The sequence below is a fragment of the Imperialibacter sp. EC-SDR9 genome, assembly GCF_902498805.1.
Lineage (GTDB): Bacteria > Bacteroidota > Bacteroidia > Cytophagales > Cyclobacteriaceae > Imperialibacter.
This window is the reverse complement of sequence record NZ_LR701583.1, coordinates 140233-155958: the sequence shown is the minus strand read 5'-3', so window position 1 is coordinate 155958 and position 15726 is coordinate 140233. Positions and strand designations below refer to the sequence as shown.

Below are 15726 nucleotides of genomic sequence, written 5' to 3'. Positions count from 1 at the left end.
TGCTATTTCGAAACTCATTTGACAAGCCTCCTAAAAAGAAAAAAGGAATGAAGCATGCGTTTGAAGTCACTGTCGCTCTTGTTTTTAGCGTTCTTGTTGCAAAAGCCCAGCCTTCCGGCCCGCCGTTAACATCCCGGCAGCTGACAGACTCGCTTGAAGTGCTGATGGAAAGGAACGACATCCCTGGTATCATGCTGACCATTGTTAAAGATGACAGCACTATCTTTTCAGGCGGACTGGGTGTGAAAGACAAAGGGACCAACTCGCAGGTAGATGGATCGACCCTGTTCAGGTTGGGATCCATCACCAAAAGCTTTGTGGCGTTGGGCGTGCTCAGGTTAGTGGAAGAAGGCAAGTTTTCGCTGGAAGACGAAGTGAAGGCGTTGGTGCCGGAAATCGACTTTGAGAATAGCTTTGAGCCGGAGCACCCTGTGCGGGTAAAACACCTGCTTTCACACACAGCAGGGTTTGACGACATGCACCTGAATGAGGTTTATAATACGTCGGACACTATCGTTTATCCTTTAAAAAAGGTACTGGAACAGCATAAGAAAACACTTAAAGTACGGTGGCAGCCAGGAACCCGCTATGCCTACAGCAACCCTGGCTGGACAGTGGCTGGGTATCTTATCGAAAAATATGCGGAACGGCCTTACGATGAATTTATCACTGAAGCTGTGCTCAACCCAATCGGAATGAAGACTTCTAATTTTAAGTCTGTTCCTGAAGGACAGGCTTATTCTAAAGGATATGACGGAACCGGCAGGGAGGTGCCCTTTCTCCCTATCTATCATCGCCCTGCAGGAGCCTTCAATAGCAATGCCAATGATATGGCACGGTTTCTTTCTTTTTGGATCAACAGAGGCATGGTAGATTCTGCCCAGGTTTTCCCCTCAAAGGTACTTGACCTGATGGAAAGACCAGTCTACACCCTTGCCAATCAGGCCGGACTGCCAGTTGGGTATGGGTTAGGCAACTATACTTTTGATACGCAGTTGCCTGCTTCGTTTCATGGGCACGATGGTGGGATTGATGGTTTTTCTTCCTCTTACGGCTACAATAGTCAGTATGGGATAGGTTATGCCATTTCCAACAATGCAGGCAAGGGCATGGGAGATTTGGTTAACCTCATCAAACAATTTCTGGTGCAGGACATATCAGTTGCCAAGCCAGCTGCTCAAGCATTGGACGTTGAAACAATGAGACAATACGAAGGCTACTACCTCTTCAAGGCGTCCCGCAACCAGATTTTTGCCTTTATCGATCGCATATTCAGTACCTGCGAAGTGACCATCGACAACGACACCCTGTACCTGAAGCAGTTTATGAAGGATCGCTTTCCAGTGGTGCCAGTTATTAATTCAAATGGGGAGGGCTATCTTTTTGCCGGGCTCAAAGACTATGTTCCCAGTCATGCATTTGTACCGACCGACACAGGTGAGCCTGTGCTGGCTACGGCAGTTGTTGGCAACTACCTTGAGAGAGTGAAATACTCAAGTGTTGTTACCAAACGGGTACTGCTGGTGGTGTCGTTGGTGTTGCTGGTTAGCTCGTGCTTTGCGACGCTGGTGTGGTTGATTTTTGCAATCAGGAAGTCGCTGCCCTGGAAGGAGTTCTTTCGGAGAATGGTGCCGTCGTTGGTGGTGGTTGGGCTGGTTATGGTTTCTACCGGGCTCCTCGGAACCATCAATAAGTTAAGTGAAGCAGGCGAACCGAACGTCAATGGCTGGCTTATTTATCTGGGAGGTTGGATCATCTTGTTCAGCGCTTTTTTAAGCACTCGCTTCGGTATTATGAACTTTAAGTTGGGGGAGAAAAAGGCTTTCTCGGTGTATTATATCTTGCTGGCCTTCTCATGTGTGATTGTCACCTTGTTTCTTTACGATGCGGGTTGGATGGGATTAAAAGTGTGGGAGTACTAGCATAGCCGGTTCTCTTATCAGGTAATGTAGCCAACATTTTTCCGTGGACGTGATTTTTACGTTCGTGACCACTCGACTTGCCAATGGGCTGGTCGATAAAGAATCGCTTTGTATTTCTGTTGGATTGCTTAGATTCATCAGAAATCTGGAAATATGAGCAAGAAGAAACTACTGGTGCTAACAGGCGGCGGCGACTGCCCCGGTCTCAACGCCGTGTTGCGGGGGATTGTAAAAAGGTCGCAGCAGAACCCTGAATGGGAGGTGTACGGAAGTATAGAAGCCTATAATGGCGTGCTGAGCGACCCCCAGGAGATTGTCAGGTTGGACAACAAGGCCATCGCCGGCATCCACGTAAAGGGCGGCACTATCATAAAAACAACCAATAAAGGAGGGCCATTTACCTGGCCCGTGAAGCATGAAGACGGAAGCTGGTCCAGCATCGACCGCTCCGATGACTTACTCAACCGCCTCGATGATCTAGGCATAACCGCAGTGATTAGTATCGGCGGGGATGGCTCACAACGCATTTCGCAGAAACTGTACGAGCAGGGCCTGGACATCGTAGGCGTGCCGAAAACCATTGACAACGATCTTTCGGGCACCGATTTTACTTTTGGTTTTCAAACAGCTGTGCAAATAGCTTCCGATAGCCTCGACAAGCTGGTGACCACTGCCGAAAGCCACCACCGGGTAATGATCATGGAGGTGATGGGCAGGGCAGCTGGCTGGATTGCCCTTCATACAGCCATTTCTGGTGGGGCAGAGGTTTGTCTTATTCCAGAGATTCCCTATGATGTACAGAAAATAAAGCAACGAATTGATCAGCGTTACCATAATGGGAAGGGCTTTGCTCATATTGTGATGGCTGAAGGTGCTAAGCCGATTGGGGGTGATGTGGTTGCCACTAAAAGCAGCGAGGTGGGGTATAAAAATGTTCGGTTGGGAGGATGTGCTTACCGGCTTTCTCAAGAATTGAAAGATGCGGGCTGTGAGGCCGACATTCGTGAGACCGTATTGGGTCATATCCAAAGAGGAGGGGGCCCTATAGCTTTTGACAGGGTGCTTGCCTTGCAATTTGGCGTGAAGGCATTTGAAATGGTGCTGGAACAGAAGTTTGGCAGGATGGTGGCCTATAAACACAACGACATCGTGGACGTTCCCTTGCTGGAGGCCATTAGTACCTACAACTATGTTAACACTGATTCCTACCTAGTGAAAACAGCCAGAGGGTTAGGAATCTCTTTTGGAGATTGAGTTCTGCTTTCAGTAAAATCTCTATCACTTCTAAAGCGGCGAGTCTGGGCAAAAAAAAAGCCAAACAACATTGTTCGGCTTTTCGAGGAAGTTAGGTTGATTAATAATAAACAGGGCATAAAGGATCTTTAGAAAGAGCCTTTATTAATACTCTATAGTTGATCATGATCTCATGCGTTCCGTTCGTGTATTGCCTTTGGTTCGATGTAACCATATCGTAGGCATAGCCAAGCCGGATGTTCTCGTTCAATACAAGTTGGGTGATCAACGTCATTGAGTCACCGCTACGGTAGGAGAGACCTGCGTAAACAATGTCTTCAAATATCACATTGCAGTTAAGGTCGATACCCAATGGCAGGTGATCCTGGTACCTGATCAGCACGGCTGGGAGCAGATTGATGTTATCGGTCAAAGGGAAAACTATTCCGCCGGTTAAATATACGTAGCGGGGTGTTCTGGCTTCCGTCTCCTTCCCTAAACTTACATCGACAACCCTGTTTTTAACAATGTGGGGGATCGATGCTCCCAGGTACACTCGTTTATTGTAATAGTAAGCACCTGTTCCAAAATTCGGGCTGAACTTTCGATCAACTCCTGAAAGAATGTTGTCATTTTCATCCCTGATAGTAAGCAGGTCGTAGTTTGATCTTCTGTCATTGAACCCGCCTTGCAGCCCCATTGCCAAATAGCCTGTCGCTAGCTTGATTTTGTAGGCATAGCTGGCATAAAATCCATAATCAGTATGAATACCCACCTGGTCTCTCGTTGCCGTTAGACCGACGCCGATCTGATTACTAAACAAAGGTGTGTGCCCAGTGAATGTCTGGAATGACGGTGCACCATCAATATTGACCCATTGATCCCGGTGGATAACCGCAGCACTGAACTCGTTGGTGCTGCCGGCGTAGGCAGGGTTAAGTACCATTCCGTTGTACATGTACTGCGAAATAACCGGGCGTTGCTGGGCGAATACACCCCAGCTACCCAACAACAACACGACGCAGAACGATAATCTAGTTACAATCTTCATACTTCAAATTATCTTACGAGCTCAAGATAGCCAGAAAGTGGATCAGTTCCATCACCTTTGTCGACGAGATAGAAATAGGTACCTGCAGGTAACAGCCTGCTTCCAGCAACTATTCCCTTATTACTTACACCGTCAAAGTATATGTCGGTGTTGTCGTAACCATCGTTTTCCCATACAATAGCTCCGGCTCTGTTGAATATCTTCACATTGTTGTTAGGGAACTGATCGATACAATCCATGATGAAGAAATCGTTCAGTCCATCGCCATTGGCAGAGACGCCATTGTAAATCACGATATCCGCCCCGATAGTGAATTCCTGTGTCGCAGTACATCCGTTGCCATCCCAAATGGTCACCGAATAGTCACCAAAAGTTGCTTCAAACAAACCACCTTCAAAAGTAGTGTTGCCAGTAGCAAGGTGAGTCCACACAACGCTGTCAAGCTCTACAGGCTCAGGGAACACCAGCAGCGCAACTCCTGTTGGCACCAGACACTGTGAGTCTTGCACATCCACCACAAACTGAGGCTCTGTACGAGCATCGCTGATTGATATTCTTGACTCTTCAGATACGCAACCTGTCAGAAGATCAGTAGCGATCACAATGTACTCTACGGTTTCACCTTCTCTTCCCAGCCCCTTAGGATCGAAGCCGGTGTAAATGATAGTGGTAGTATCTGTTGCTTCGTACCAGTCGAACTGATAGTTGCCAATGTTGCCGTCCACTGTCGCCCTCGCTTCACCGTTTGGAGCGGCACAACTTGTCATATTACTCACAAGTGTCAGAGTCGGGTTAGAAGGCGTTACTGTTTGATCCGTCACCTCTACTGTTTGGGTAGACTGACAACCAGTAATTGTGTTGGTCACTCTCAGTGTGTAGGGACCAGCAGCCAGATTGCCAACCACAGGCCCGTCGAAGATTTTAGCGGCTGGATCAACCAGCGCTCCGATATACCATTCGAAAGTGTGACCGGTTACTGTGCTGTCGGCAAGGATAGCAGTCAATTCGCCGTTGGGTTGGTCTTCGAAGCATATGGTCAGTGCCTGTGTCTCAGTAACGATCACGTCAGGAATGGTAGTTGCATCCGGCACCACGACTTGAATTGGTTGTGACTGACACAATTGGTCACCCCGGTTATACACCATCAGTGTATACGTACCGCTGTTCAAATTCTCCCACGACTGTCCTTCAAAGTCAAACTCTCCGGTGTTGAAGCCAGGAGGAACCAAACCTGCGTTCCATACGAACTTATAGTCCTGAATTTCCTTACCAAATGGCAGGGTGATCAGGTTAGCGGCTACTACACCATCAAATGGTGCTATACATCTGTCGTTCACAGTTGCCGTAGTTGTTACTTCCAGTGGGTTGATTGACTCGTCCGTCATTGGATAAGTCTCAACAGAGCTGCAACCTGTGGCAAGGTCTGTGACCAGCACGGTGTACATACCGGCAGCAATACCACTGAGGACAGGGTTGTTTGTCAGAAGCGGCGTGCCGGTGGCTGTGGTGCCCCTGTACCAGGCGAAAGTATAGGCATTTGTGTCATTTGACCCATTAGCTGTTACTTCGAGTAAGCCGTTAGGAATGGCAGGGTTACAGTTCGTTTGCACCTCAACATTTACCAGACTAATTACAGGCGGTGTTGAAGCGTCTTCCACTTCTACTTCTACTTCTATGGAGCTACATCCGAAGGCATTGTCCACAGCCCTTATGTAGTAGATGCCTGCTTCTAAGTCCGTGAAGATAGTGTCGGTAGCTGAAGCGATTGGTGATGCACCCGCCGTAGCCGGGTTTACGTTCCACAGCTCGAAGGTATAATCAGCCAATACGCCAGGCGTGATGCCGTTGATCTCTATAGAGCCATCAGCTGGGTCACATACTGTCATTGGCAACACCTCAATGTCATCAAAAATCAACTGCGGTATTACCGGCACGTTCTCTAAGGTGATTTCTGCGGTGCTTGTGCAACCGGTAAGGTTATTCAATACCTCAACGGTGTAAGGCCCGGCAGCCAAACCACTAATGGATTGCGTGTTGCCCAGGTTAGTGCCTGTTACACCACTGCCTTCGTACCAGGTGATTACATAGTTGTTGATATCGTAGCCAACAGCACTTGGATCATCTACTATTACACTCAACTCTCCATTGGCAGTGGAAGGATCACAGCTTTGATCAACCTGCACCAGTGTGATGTCGGCCACAGGGTAAGTGATTTCTTCTTCTACCACAAATTCAAGTGTCTGCGCACAACCTGTAACGGCATGTGTTAGAGTGACAGTGTAAGCTCCAGCGCTCAGGTTGCTGATGCTGTTCTGCCCAGCCACATTGTTGACAAGGGTAGTGGCATTGTCTACATCCTTCCAAGTGAAGTTGTAGTCTGCCAAAGCACTTGCAGCGCCACCCAGAGTAACTACGTCTACCGAAGCAGCACCGTTAGGTGTACAGCTGGTTTGGTCAGTAGTTGTTCTTGCGGTTACTACGACTGGAAGCGACTGGGTGCCTACAACTATTTGCTGGGACACTTGACAGGTCGAGACATTGTTAACTATCGTGACCGTATAAGTGTCAGCTGAGAGACCGGTGATGGTTGTCAGGCCATTGAAGGCAGGCAGTGCTCCGGCAGTATTGGCCCAAGTAATGGTCGTGCCATCTGTTGTAGCATCGCCGTCCGTATCCTGTGCAGCCAGAGTGATTGTTATTGCTCCCACGCCAAGCGTTCCACCCACACAACCCTGGTCTTCAGTAACTACGGCTGTCAGTGAAGGATTCACGTGGTGGTCTTCGATAGTCAGCTTAATGAATGCCGAAGGACAACCTGTCGAATTTCTGGTTGCTTGAATGTAGTATTCACCCTGGCCAAGCGTTCTCGTATGATTGTAAACAGTGGTTGACCCGCTTACGTCGAGGTTGGCACCTATCTGTGTTGTTTTGTCGCTTTGGTAAAGTCTCCAGGTATACGCCTGCAGATCCTGAACGCCCGTTGCGATCTTATTGCTCCTCAATTCGAATGATCCGTTACCCGCCGGAGTAGTACACAACGTAGAGTGTGTCAACGCCGCTACGGTAAAGGCAGGGGTCACAAGGTTCTGAGTAACCTGGAACCGCTCGGTGGTTTCGCAACCAGAAGCAGTATTTTCTACTATTACAGTATAGAAGCCTGCAGCCAGGTCGGAAACCACAAACTCAGTTCCTGAGTTACCATCTCCGCTGATCGAGCCGGGAACAAAGGCACTAGCTGCGGCAGATAAAGTTGTCTGGTATGTCCAGGTCAGGCTATAGGTCTCACCAATAATGTCGGCTCCAGTTCTCATGCCAAATGTAATGGTTCCATTGTCGCCTGTGCAGTTGACATCTGCGGTGATCGAAGATGTTTCAAGTTCAGGGAACTCAATAGCGTCCTCGATATCTAATGGATAGAACTCAGAAGAGCATTTAAATACTCTATGGGTTGCTACTAAATAGTAACGGCCAGGGGCATACATGTTGGTGTTGGTGAGATCAACTGCTGTTACAGCTCCCAGTGAACCAAAGCTTGAATTGAAGAGCTCCAGCGTGTAATCTGTATCAATCAATCCAGGGGTGGTGGCACTTGCATCATCGGTTGGATTTCCAGCACTTGTGATATTCACGAAGTCTGAGCCTCCAAAGAAAATCCTGCCGTTGTCAGCCGCACATGACGTATCATCAGTGCTGCTGGCCTGTAGGGTGATTACTACTGGTACGTATTGGAGGTTGAAAGTGGCTCGTGCTGTACAACCCAGATTGGCTGGATTGCTGTCGGTTACTTCTACCCAATAATTGCCATCTTCAGCTCCCGTGATTTGGGCAGTGTTGCCACCATCGCCGTTAGGAACTGGTGTGCTTGAAGCTACCGTGCCTTTATGCCATTGGAAGGTATAATCGCCACCAAGTGTTGTTCCATCTACACCGCCTACGAAGGCGGTCAGTTGACCGTCGAAGTTGGCAGGGTCACAGTAGGTGTTCGCCTGGTTTTGAGTGATGGTCACTACCGGCTTCACGGTCTGGTTAATGATGTTTACCTGTCTTCCTGGCGATAAACAACCGGTAGTAAGGTTTCTTGCTCTAACAAAGTAGGTACCAGCAGTGAGGTTGGCCGTTGTGTTAGGGAAGCTAACGCCAGCAACACCCTGGTTGTCAAACAGCCTGATCAAAGCGGTATTGCCACTGTTCCAAAGCTCAATCTGGTAGTTGGCTAAGTCGGTGGTAGTAGTCAAGGTGACACCCGCTACTTTAATTTCATCCACTTCCAGTCTTCCATTCGCCGGGCTACAGTCGTTCACATTTGTAATGTTAACGCCCGTGGCGGGAATGGACAGGTTAGCTGGGGTGTCTTGTACTTGCACCACGATTTGATCGGAACAGCCGACACCTGCTGTAGCTGTGGCTTGTGCTGTGACGACGATGGTGTAGAAACCTGCGTCGAGGTTAGAAGCAGAGAACATGTTAACACCGCTTAGGGCAGGGAGAGCAACACTAGGTGCAGCAGTACCTACACCGCTAAACCATTGAAAGTCGTACCTTGCTTCATCTCCGTCACCGTTAGTGATCGATAGGTTAATCGTACCATCACCACCGGTACAATATGTGTCTGGTGTTACGACAGCACTCATTGTGGGCTCAGTACCATCCTGACCGACAGTAACCTGATATGTTGTGGATACACAACCAGTTGTTTCGTCGGTGATAGTGATATCGTAAGTATCAGGCTCAAGGTTGCTGATCGTTTCAGGGTCAGTCGAGAGAGCTAAAGCAGCATTATCAGCTGAGTTTGTATTTACTCCGTTGATAGCAATTGTATAGTCAGTAATAGCTGCTCCACTTCCTGAGATGTCAGCCAGGTCAATGATTATAGAGCCATTGGCAGGCGCTGTACAGTCAGTAGCAGGGTTGGCTACCACATTGGCCACATCCAGTGTTATTGGAGTGAGGTTAGATGCGAGTGTAAATCCACCAGTGACAGTACATCCCAAATTTCCAGTAGTGACGTCAGTGACCTGAACCCAATAGTTGCCTTGCTCCACAAAGCTAAGAACCGAAGTACGAATTCCTGATTCATCAATATCCATTGTAGAGCCATTGATAACCATGGCATCTGCCAGAGCGGTACTCGCACCAACATTACCAGTTGGGCCTTTGTACCATTGGAAAGTATAGTTGTCATCAGCGTCTCCGGTGACAGTTGCTGTTAACTGACCGTCTGCCTCAAGAGCGCCAAAATTAGGATCACAAATGGTATTAGCCTGATTTTGCACGATGGCTACTGTAGGAGCTGTGCCATTATCCAACACTTCAAGTTGTACAGCAGGAGACACGCATCCGGGAGCGATGGCACCACCTGTAAATTGGGCGGTTACATAGTAGGTCCCAGGAGCCAAAGAAGTGAAAGTAGGAGCAGCGCCAGTAATAGTTAATGTATTTGCATTAACGGTCAGGGCAGCATTGTCATACACGTTGTAGGTAAGGTTGGCATCACTAAGGCCAGCTGCGGTGATAGTTGTGGCTCCATCTTCTACTGAAGTATATGTAAGTTCAGTGACATCAATGATTCCATTGTCCGGCGTACAGTCAGCTACGTCAGTTACTGCAGTATTGGAAATAGTAAGCTCATAAGGATCATCGAGCACTTCTACCACGATTTGGTCTGAGCAGCCGACGCCATCGGCAGCAGTTCCTGAAGCAGTGACCACTATGGTATAGAAACCAGCACTAAGTCCTGTGATTTCATCGCCACCACCGTTGCCTGTTCCGGCTACACCTGCAATAGGGCCATTGCCTGGGGAGCCTTCAGCCAGCGTGAAAGGATCAGTCACACCTACACCCTGATACCAGTCGAAAGTGTAGTTTGATTCGTCGAGATCAGGCGCAGTTACTTCCAGCTGAATAGTACCGTTTCCACCAGTGCAGAAGTTGTCGGCAGTAACACTTACCAGGTTGATGGTAGGCTCAGTACCATCCTGACCGACAGTAACCTGATATGTTGTGGATACACAACCAGTTGTTTCGTCGGTGATAGTGATATCGTAAGTATCAGGCTCAAGGTTGCTGATTGTTTCAGGATCAGTCGACAGCGCCAAAGCAGCGTTGTCAGCTAAATTTGTATTTACACCATTGATAGCGATGGTGTAGTCAGTAATGGCAGCACCACTTCCTGATATGTCGGCCAGATCAATGATGATTGATCCATTGGCAGGCGCTGTACAGTCTGTAGCAGGGTTAGCCACCACATTGGCCACATCCAGTGTTACAGGAGTGAGGTTAGCTGTAAGTGTAAATCCACCAGTGACAGTACATCCGAGATTTCCAGTAGTGATGTCAGTGACCTGAACCCAATAGTTACCTTGTTCGACAAAGCTAAGAACCGAAGTGCGAACTCCTGATTCATCAATATCCATCGTAGAACCATTGATGACCATGGCATCTGCCAGAGCGGTACTCGCACCAACATTACCAGTTGGCCCTTTGTACCATTGGAAAGTATAGTTGTCATCAGCGTCTCCGGTAACGGTAGCTGTTAACTGACCGTTTGCTTCAAGAGTACCAAAATTAGGATCACAAATGGTGTTAGCCTGATCTTGTACAATGGCTACAGTAGGGGTAACAGCGTCGTCTTCTATCACAACCTGAAGCAAGTTAGATGAGCAACCACTGCCTGTTGTGCTCCTCGCCTCTACAAAATAGGTTGCCGGAGAAAGCGAAGAAACGATCGCTGTGCCATTGAAGGCCGAAGCGGCTGGGATTTCAGTTACTCCATCACTTTGATACAGGTGGAAGGTGTAATTGCCGAGGGCGTCACTAGACGTATTGCGGAGCACATCAGTCACCTCAATTTGACCGTTATCAGGTGTGCAATCGGTTACATTTGTTACATCAACAATTGTTGTGTTAAGTTCTATTACGTCAGGGTTGTCAAGCACTTCAACTATCACCTGATCAAAGCAACCTCTACCCAAACCATCATTGGCAGCTACGTCATTCGCAGTGACCACTACAGTGTAAAAGCCAGGAGCCAGATTGGTTCTTTCATCGGAGCCGGCGCCAGGGAGAGCGTCGCCGACACCTGATGATGGGGATGACGGGCCAGCACTACCGGATTGAAGGTCATACCAATCGAAGGTGTAGTTGGCAGGATCGTAGTATCCACCCAGAGGGTTTTGAACACGAATTTCAATTGCTCCATTTCCAACAGTACCGCCACTTGTGTCGCAGAATCTGTTGGCGCTATTTGTCGTCACTTCAATGATAGGCTCGACAGGAGCGAACAGCACGGTTTTTTGATAGACCACTGAAACACACCCAGTTGTTTTGTCGATGATAGTCAAATCATAGGTATCAGCGGATAAGTCTGTAATAATAAATGGATCAACTGCGCCAGGGTTGTATGTCTGATCATCTGCGGTTGTAGTAACACCTGCAATGATTATTCGGTAATCGCTCATGTCGTTACCCAGAAAACCCGATATATCAGCTAAGTCGATGCTTATTGTTCCATTGTCAGGGTTGGCGCAATCAGTTGCTGGAGTTGTCGAAACATTGGCAATGTCCAGCGTTACAGGAGTGAGGTTAGCTGTAAGTGTAAACCCACCAGTGACAGTACATCCCAAATTTCCAGTAGTCACGTCAGTGATGAAAACCCAGTAATTACCTTCTTGAATGTTAGAGATGACAGATGTGTTGACACCCGATTCGTCAATACCTACTGTCGAACCATTGTGCGCTACTCCATTAGAAAGAGCAGTACTTGAGCCGACATTTCCTGTGGGGCCGTTGTACCATTGGAAAGTGTAGTTGTCATCAGCGTCTCCGGTAACAGTAGCAGTCAACTGCCCGTTAGCTTCTAACGCACCGAAAGTTGGATCGCAAATGGTGTTCTTCTGATCTTCCACAATGTCAACAGTAGGTGAACTACTGAGGTCATCGATTGTGAACGCCTTTTGGGCTGAGAAACATTGTGTTGCCGGATTTAGAATCTCAATCAGGTAATTTCCAGCTGGTAGCCCGGCAATGGTTACATTATCACCGGCATCTTCCACATTGGTGTCAACTATCGAGTTGTCTGATGCATCGTAGACATTCATGGTATATGCATCAATGGCTATGATGTCGCCCGGCGCAGTTAAAGTGCTTGCCACATTGGTGGAGCTATTGTAGAGGTCGATGCTGGTTAATGTCACTGATCCATTATCCGGTGTACAATCGGGGTTATCAACTACGTTGAAAGTAAAGTCAATAATGTTATCGATATCGTCGGCAATAGTTTCCGTGACAAAACTGAAACAACCAAAATCAGGTGAAGAGTTGTCCGTTACTTTAAGTGTATAAGTACCACCAGATAGCCCGGAAATTTGAGTTTCTGTGCCTGACGGGTTTGACTCAGTTCCGGTAAAAGCAGTTGTGCTGGTGATGTCACCAACAAACCAGCTGTAATTGTAACCTGCAACCGCTCCACCTAAATCGACGGTAATCTGACCATTATTGGTTGTGCAGTTGGTGTTGTTGGTAGTAGAGCTAACAGTTAGTGTTGGCAGTGTAGTAGCATCTACTACTGTGACAGGGAAGGCAGTCGATTCGCAAGTGAGGCTATTTTCAACAACCACTTCATAATCCCCGTCTTCAAGAGCAGTGAATTGGTCGGTAGCACCATTCGAAAATATAGGGCCTGCAAATGGTGTAGCCGCACCTACTTTGTACAAATTAGCGCTAAAATTAGCCGTTGTATTCCACGGCATTGCACCGCCTCCATCTACCTCAACGGTAGTGATCGTAATAACTCCGTTAAAAGGTGCAGAACAGTTGGTATTGTCGGTCGGTGCTGCGATTACTTCAATTACTTCCGGTTCGTTTTGAACCTCGAACGTATAGGTGGCTGTACATGCATCGGCGCTACCGGTAGTTGTTGTTCCGTTTGTGATAAGTACGGTGTAAGAGCCAGCAGGGATATTAGTGATTTGGTGACCGTTGTTGACTGCAGCAGTTGCAGTTGTTCCGAGTGCTGGAGCAGAGGTGTTGATGCCTTCAAACCACTGGTAAGTGTAGTCTGTACTAATGGTTGCATCATCAATACCATCACTAGTAGGAACACCAGCTCCGTCAAGAATTCTACGATCAATCTGTTTAATGTTAATAACACCATTTGAGTTGGCGGCGATTCCATTGCAATTGGTATCGTTGGTTATTTCAATGTCTGCGACATCTGATTCGTCAATGTATAGCTCAAAGAATCTGTCTTCGATTTCGAAGACTACTGACGGAGACAAGCAAAATAGTGCTCCTTCCTGGGCTGCCATTACAGTGTATTCCCCAGCGGTCAGGCCACTAAACACATAGGTGTTTTCTATATCATCGTGGCCTGCTGTTACGTCACCATATCCTAGGTTGGCCTGATTTTGAAATGCCGTGGTTCCTTCTAGCACCTGAATATTGGTAGGCCTGCCTTCAGCAACAGACCATAACCCAGCATGAGTAACCCCAGTGATAGTGTGAGTGTTGATTCCATCGCTAATTGTATTACCAGCCAAAATGCTGGTAATGTCCCCTCCTGTATAATCAATTGTCAGCTCCAGACCGCTGATAGCGTCTATTTCTCCGGTTGCTGTCCCTCCATTGATGGTCATATTGTCATTTACGGAGAAACCAGTAATATCATCGACCGTAAGAACTATTTCAGTTTCGGGTTGTGTAACTACTGTTGTTGGGAAAAGGAATACCTGATAATTGTCATGACTGTCACCTGTGAATTCTCCGTCCACAAGCGTAAGTGTTACACTAACTTGGCCTGTTGCACCTCCCTGGCCACCGGTCACTCCATTGGTGTTATCTCCTGCGATAATAGCTGCACCATCGTAAGGCTGGCAGTTGGTACTATGACTAACAACGACTGGGACAGCTAAATCTAGTCGTGGAGCGCCAACGTATGGTAAAAAGAAGTCTTGCTCGTCAACACAACCTGTAACCTGATCAGTCACTTCAATTACGTACTTGCCATTAATAAAACCAGCATTGGAGAAATAGGTAGTGGCACCGGGATCAGAGTCTGCCACTGTGACGTCAGGGTTGACAGCGGCCACGTTGATGCCAGTTTGGGTGATCATTACTGTGCCGTCTTCTTTCAGAACACGTATGTCAACAACACCAGAGCTGCCGGTTATATCAAACTCAAACTCGCCAGCATCTGAATCGCAATCCCCAGGTGCGGAATTGATGGTTACACTTACCAGAGCGACAGACGACCTGGTGAGTGTTTTGCTCATCAAGCTAGATACACAACCGGTCTCTTTGTCCTGAATTCTTACGTAATAAAGGCCCTCTGGAAGGCTTGACGCTACTCCCTCCACCGATACATCACCACCGACAGTGGTCACGCTAGTGGTCTGGTCGTCAGTAAACCAAAACCAGTTATATTCTGAGGCGGCCTTTGGAGCTGGCGTTCCGGTGAGGATGCCATCAGGGTTGTTACAATCGGTCACCTCTTGTGTAACCGCTACCGTCAAGGATGGTGAGGCAGGCACACCAGACCCTACTACAAACTGTTGAACTCTGAAACAACCAGTGGCTGTATTTGTCACTTTAACAGAATAAGTTCCAGGTGAAACGTTGTCCAACACGTCGTCTATTAAGTCATCGGAGAGATTGTTATTATCGGTTGTAACATTTCCTACTGCCATAGTCGCAGTTCCACCGGTATGCCATTCAATAGTATAACCAGCGGGATTGTTGGCGACGTTGCCATCAGGGTCTATATCAATTGTACCATTAGGGAAATTGGTATTGTCGCAACTTAAAGATGGTGTAATGGTGAAGTTACCTGCCAATACTGGCTTAGCCGTGTTGTCTCCAATGGTAAATGGAACCGGCGAAGACACACAACCTGTTGCTGTATTTTTTGCCACCACTCGGTAGCTTCCGGCATTGAAGTCATTATTTATTGCACCAGCAGTATTGATGATGAAAACTCCGGCGCTGGTATACCAGTCAAATGTGTAGCTTCCAAGCACATCTGCAACGCCATCCTTATTGACAGTCAGCACTTCGAATTCTCCATTGTATCCGTCAGGGTCTGCGGCCGGATCACAAATTGTATTGTCTTGATTTTTGTTGCTGCCAGCAATTGTGATCACTGGTTGATCCGTAAGGATAGAAACTTCCTGCCGGTAAACGCAACCTGTGCCAGCACCTCCATCCGTATCAGTAATTTCCACATAGTAGGTGCCTGCCGATAATCCTGTAACGGTTGCTAATGTTGGATCGCTGGGTACAGATCCATTGCCTGGGTTAGCCCCAGTCACGAGTGCTACGGCCGTTCCAGAGGCTATAGTACCGAAATACCACTGATAGGAAATCGCTCCGCCTGTCCAAACAAAATTCGATGATACCTGGCCGTTCGGCGTAGCAGTACAAGATGTATTGTCGACCCCAGCTACCGTATTGGTCGTTGGAATTGGTGTTGTATTACCAATGCTAAACTGTTTAAGCGCCGACACGCACCCCAGGTCGTTAGTTACT

General features: G+C 47.7%; 4 protein-coding genes. 2 read left to right on the top strand and 2 right to left on the bottom strand.

All coding sequences use genetic code 11. From position 1 onward, the window contains the following. Nucleotides 1–47: 47 nt before the first annotated feature. Complete coding sequence (locus GC130_RS12665; protein WP_151998688.1) at nucleotides 48–1922, top strand: serine hydrolase; 1875 nt, start codon at nucleotides 48–50, stop codon at nucleotides 1920–1922. Nucleotides 1923–2075: 153 nt separating this feature from the next. Then, the gene (locus tag GC130_RS12660) at nucleotides 2076–3176 is read left to right on the top strand and encodes a 6-phosphofructokinase (RefSeq protein WP_151998687.1); all 1101 of its coding nucleotides are present in this window, start codon (nucleotides 2076–2078) and stop codon (nucleotides 3174–3176) included. Nucleotides 3177–3276: 100 nt separating this feature from the next. On the opposite strand, the gene GC130_RS12655 is transcribed toward GC130_RS12660, so the two are convergent. Both GC130_RS12655 and GC130_RS28875 read right to left on the bottom strand, forming a co-directional pair. Next, entirely contained in the window at nucleotides 3277–4206 is a 930-nt protein-coding gene (locus GC130_RS12655; RefSeq protein ID WP_151998686.1) for a type IX secretion system membrane protein PorP/SprF, read from the bottom strand. Between the two features lie 8 nt (nucleotides 4207–4214). Continuing rightward, nucleotides 4215–15704, bottom strand: a complete 11490-nt coding sequence (locus GC130_RS28875) for a gliding motility-associated C-terminal domain-containing protein (protein WP_226940459.1) — start codon at nucleotides 15702–15704, stop codon at nucleotides 4215–4217. Nucleotides 15705–15726: the final 22 nt, after the last annotated feature.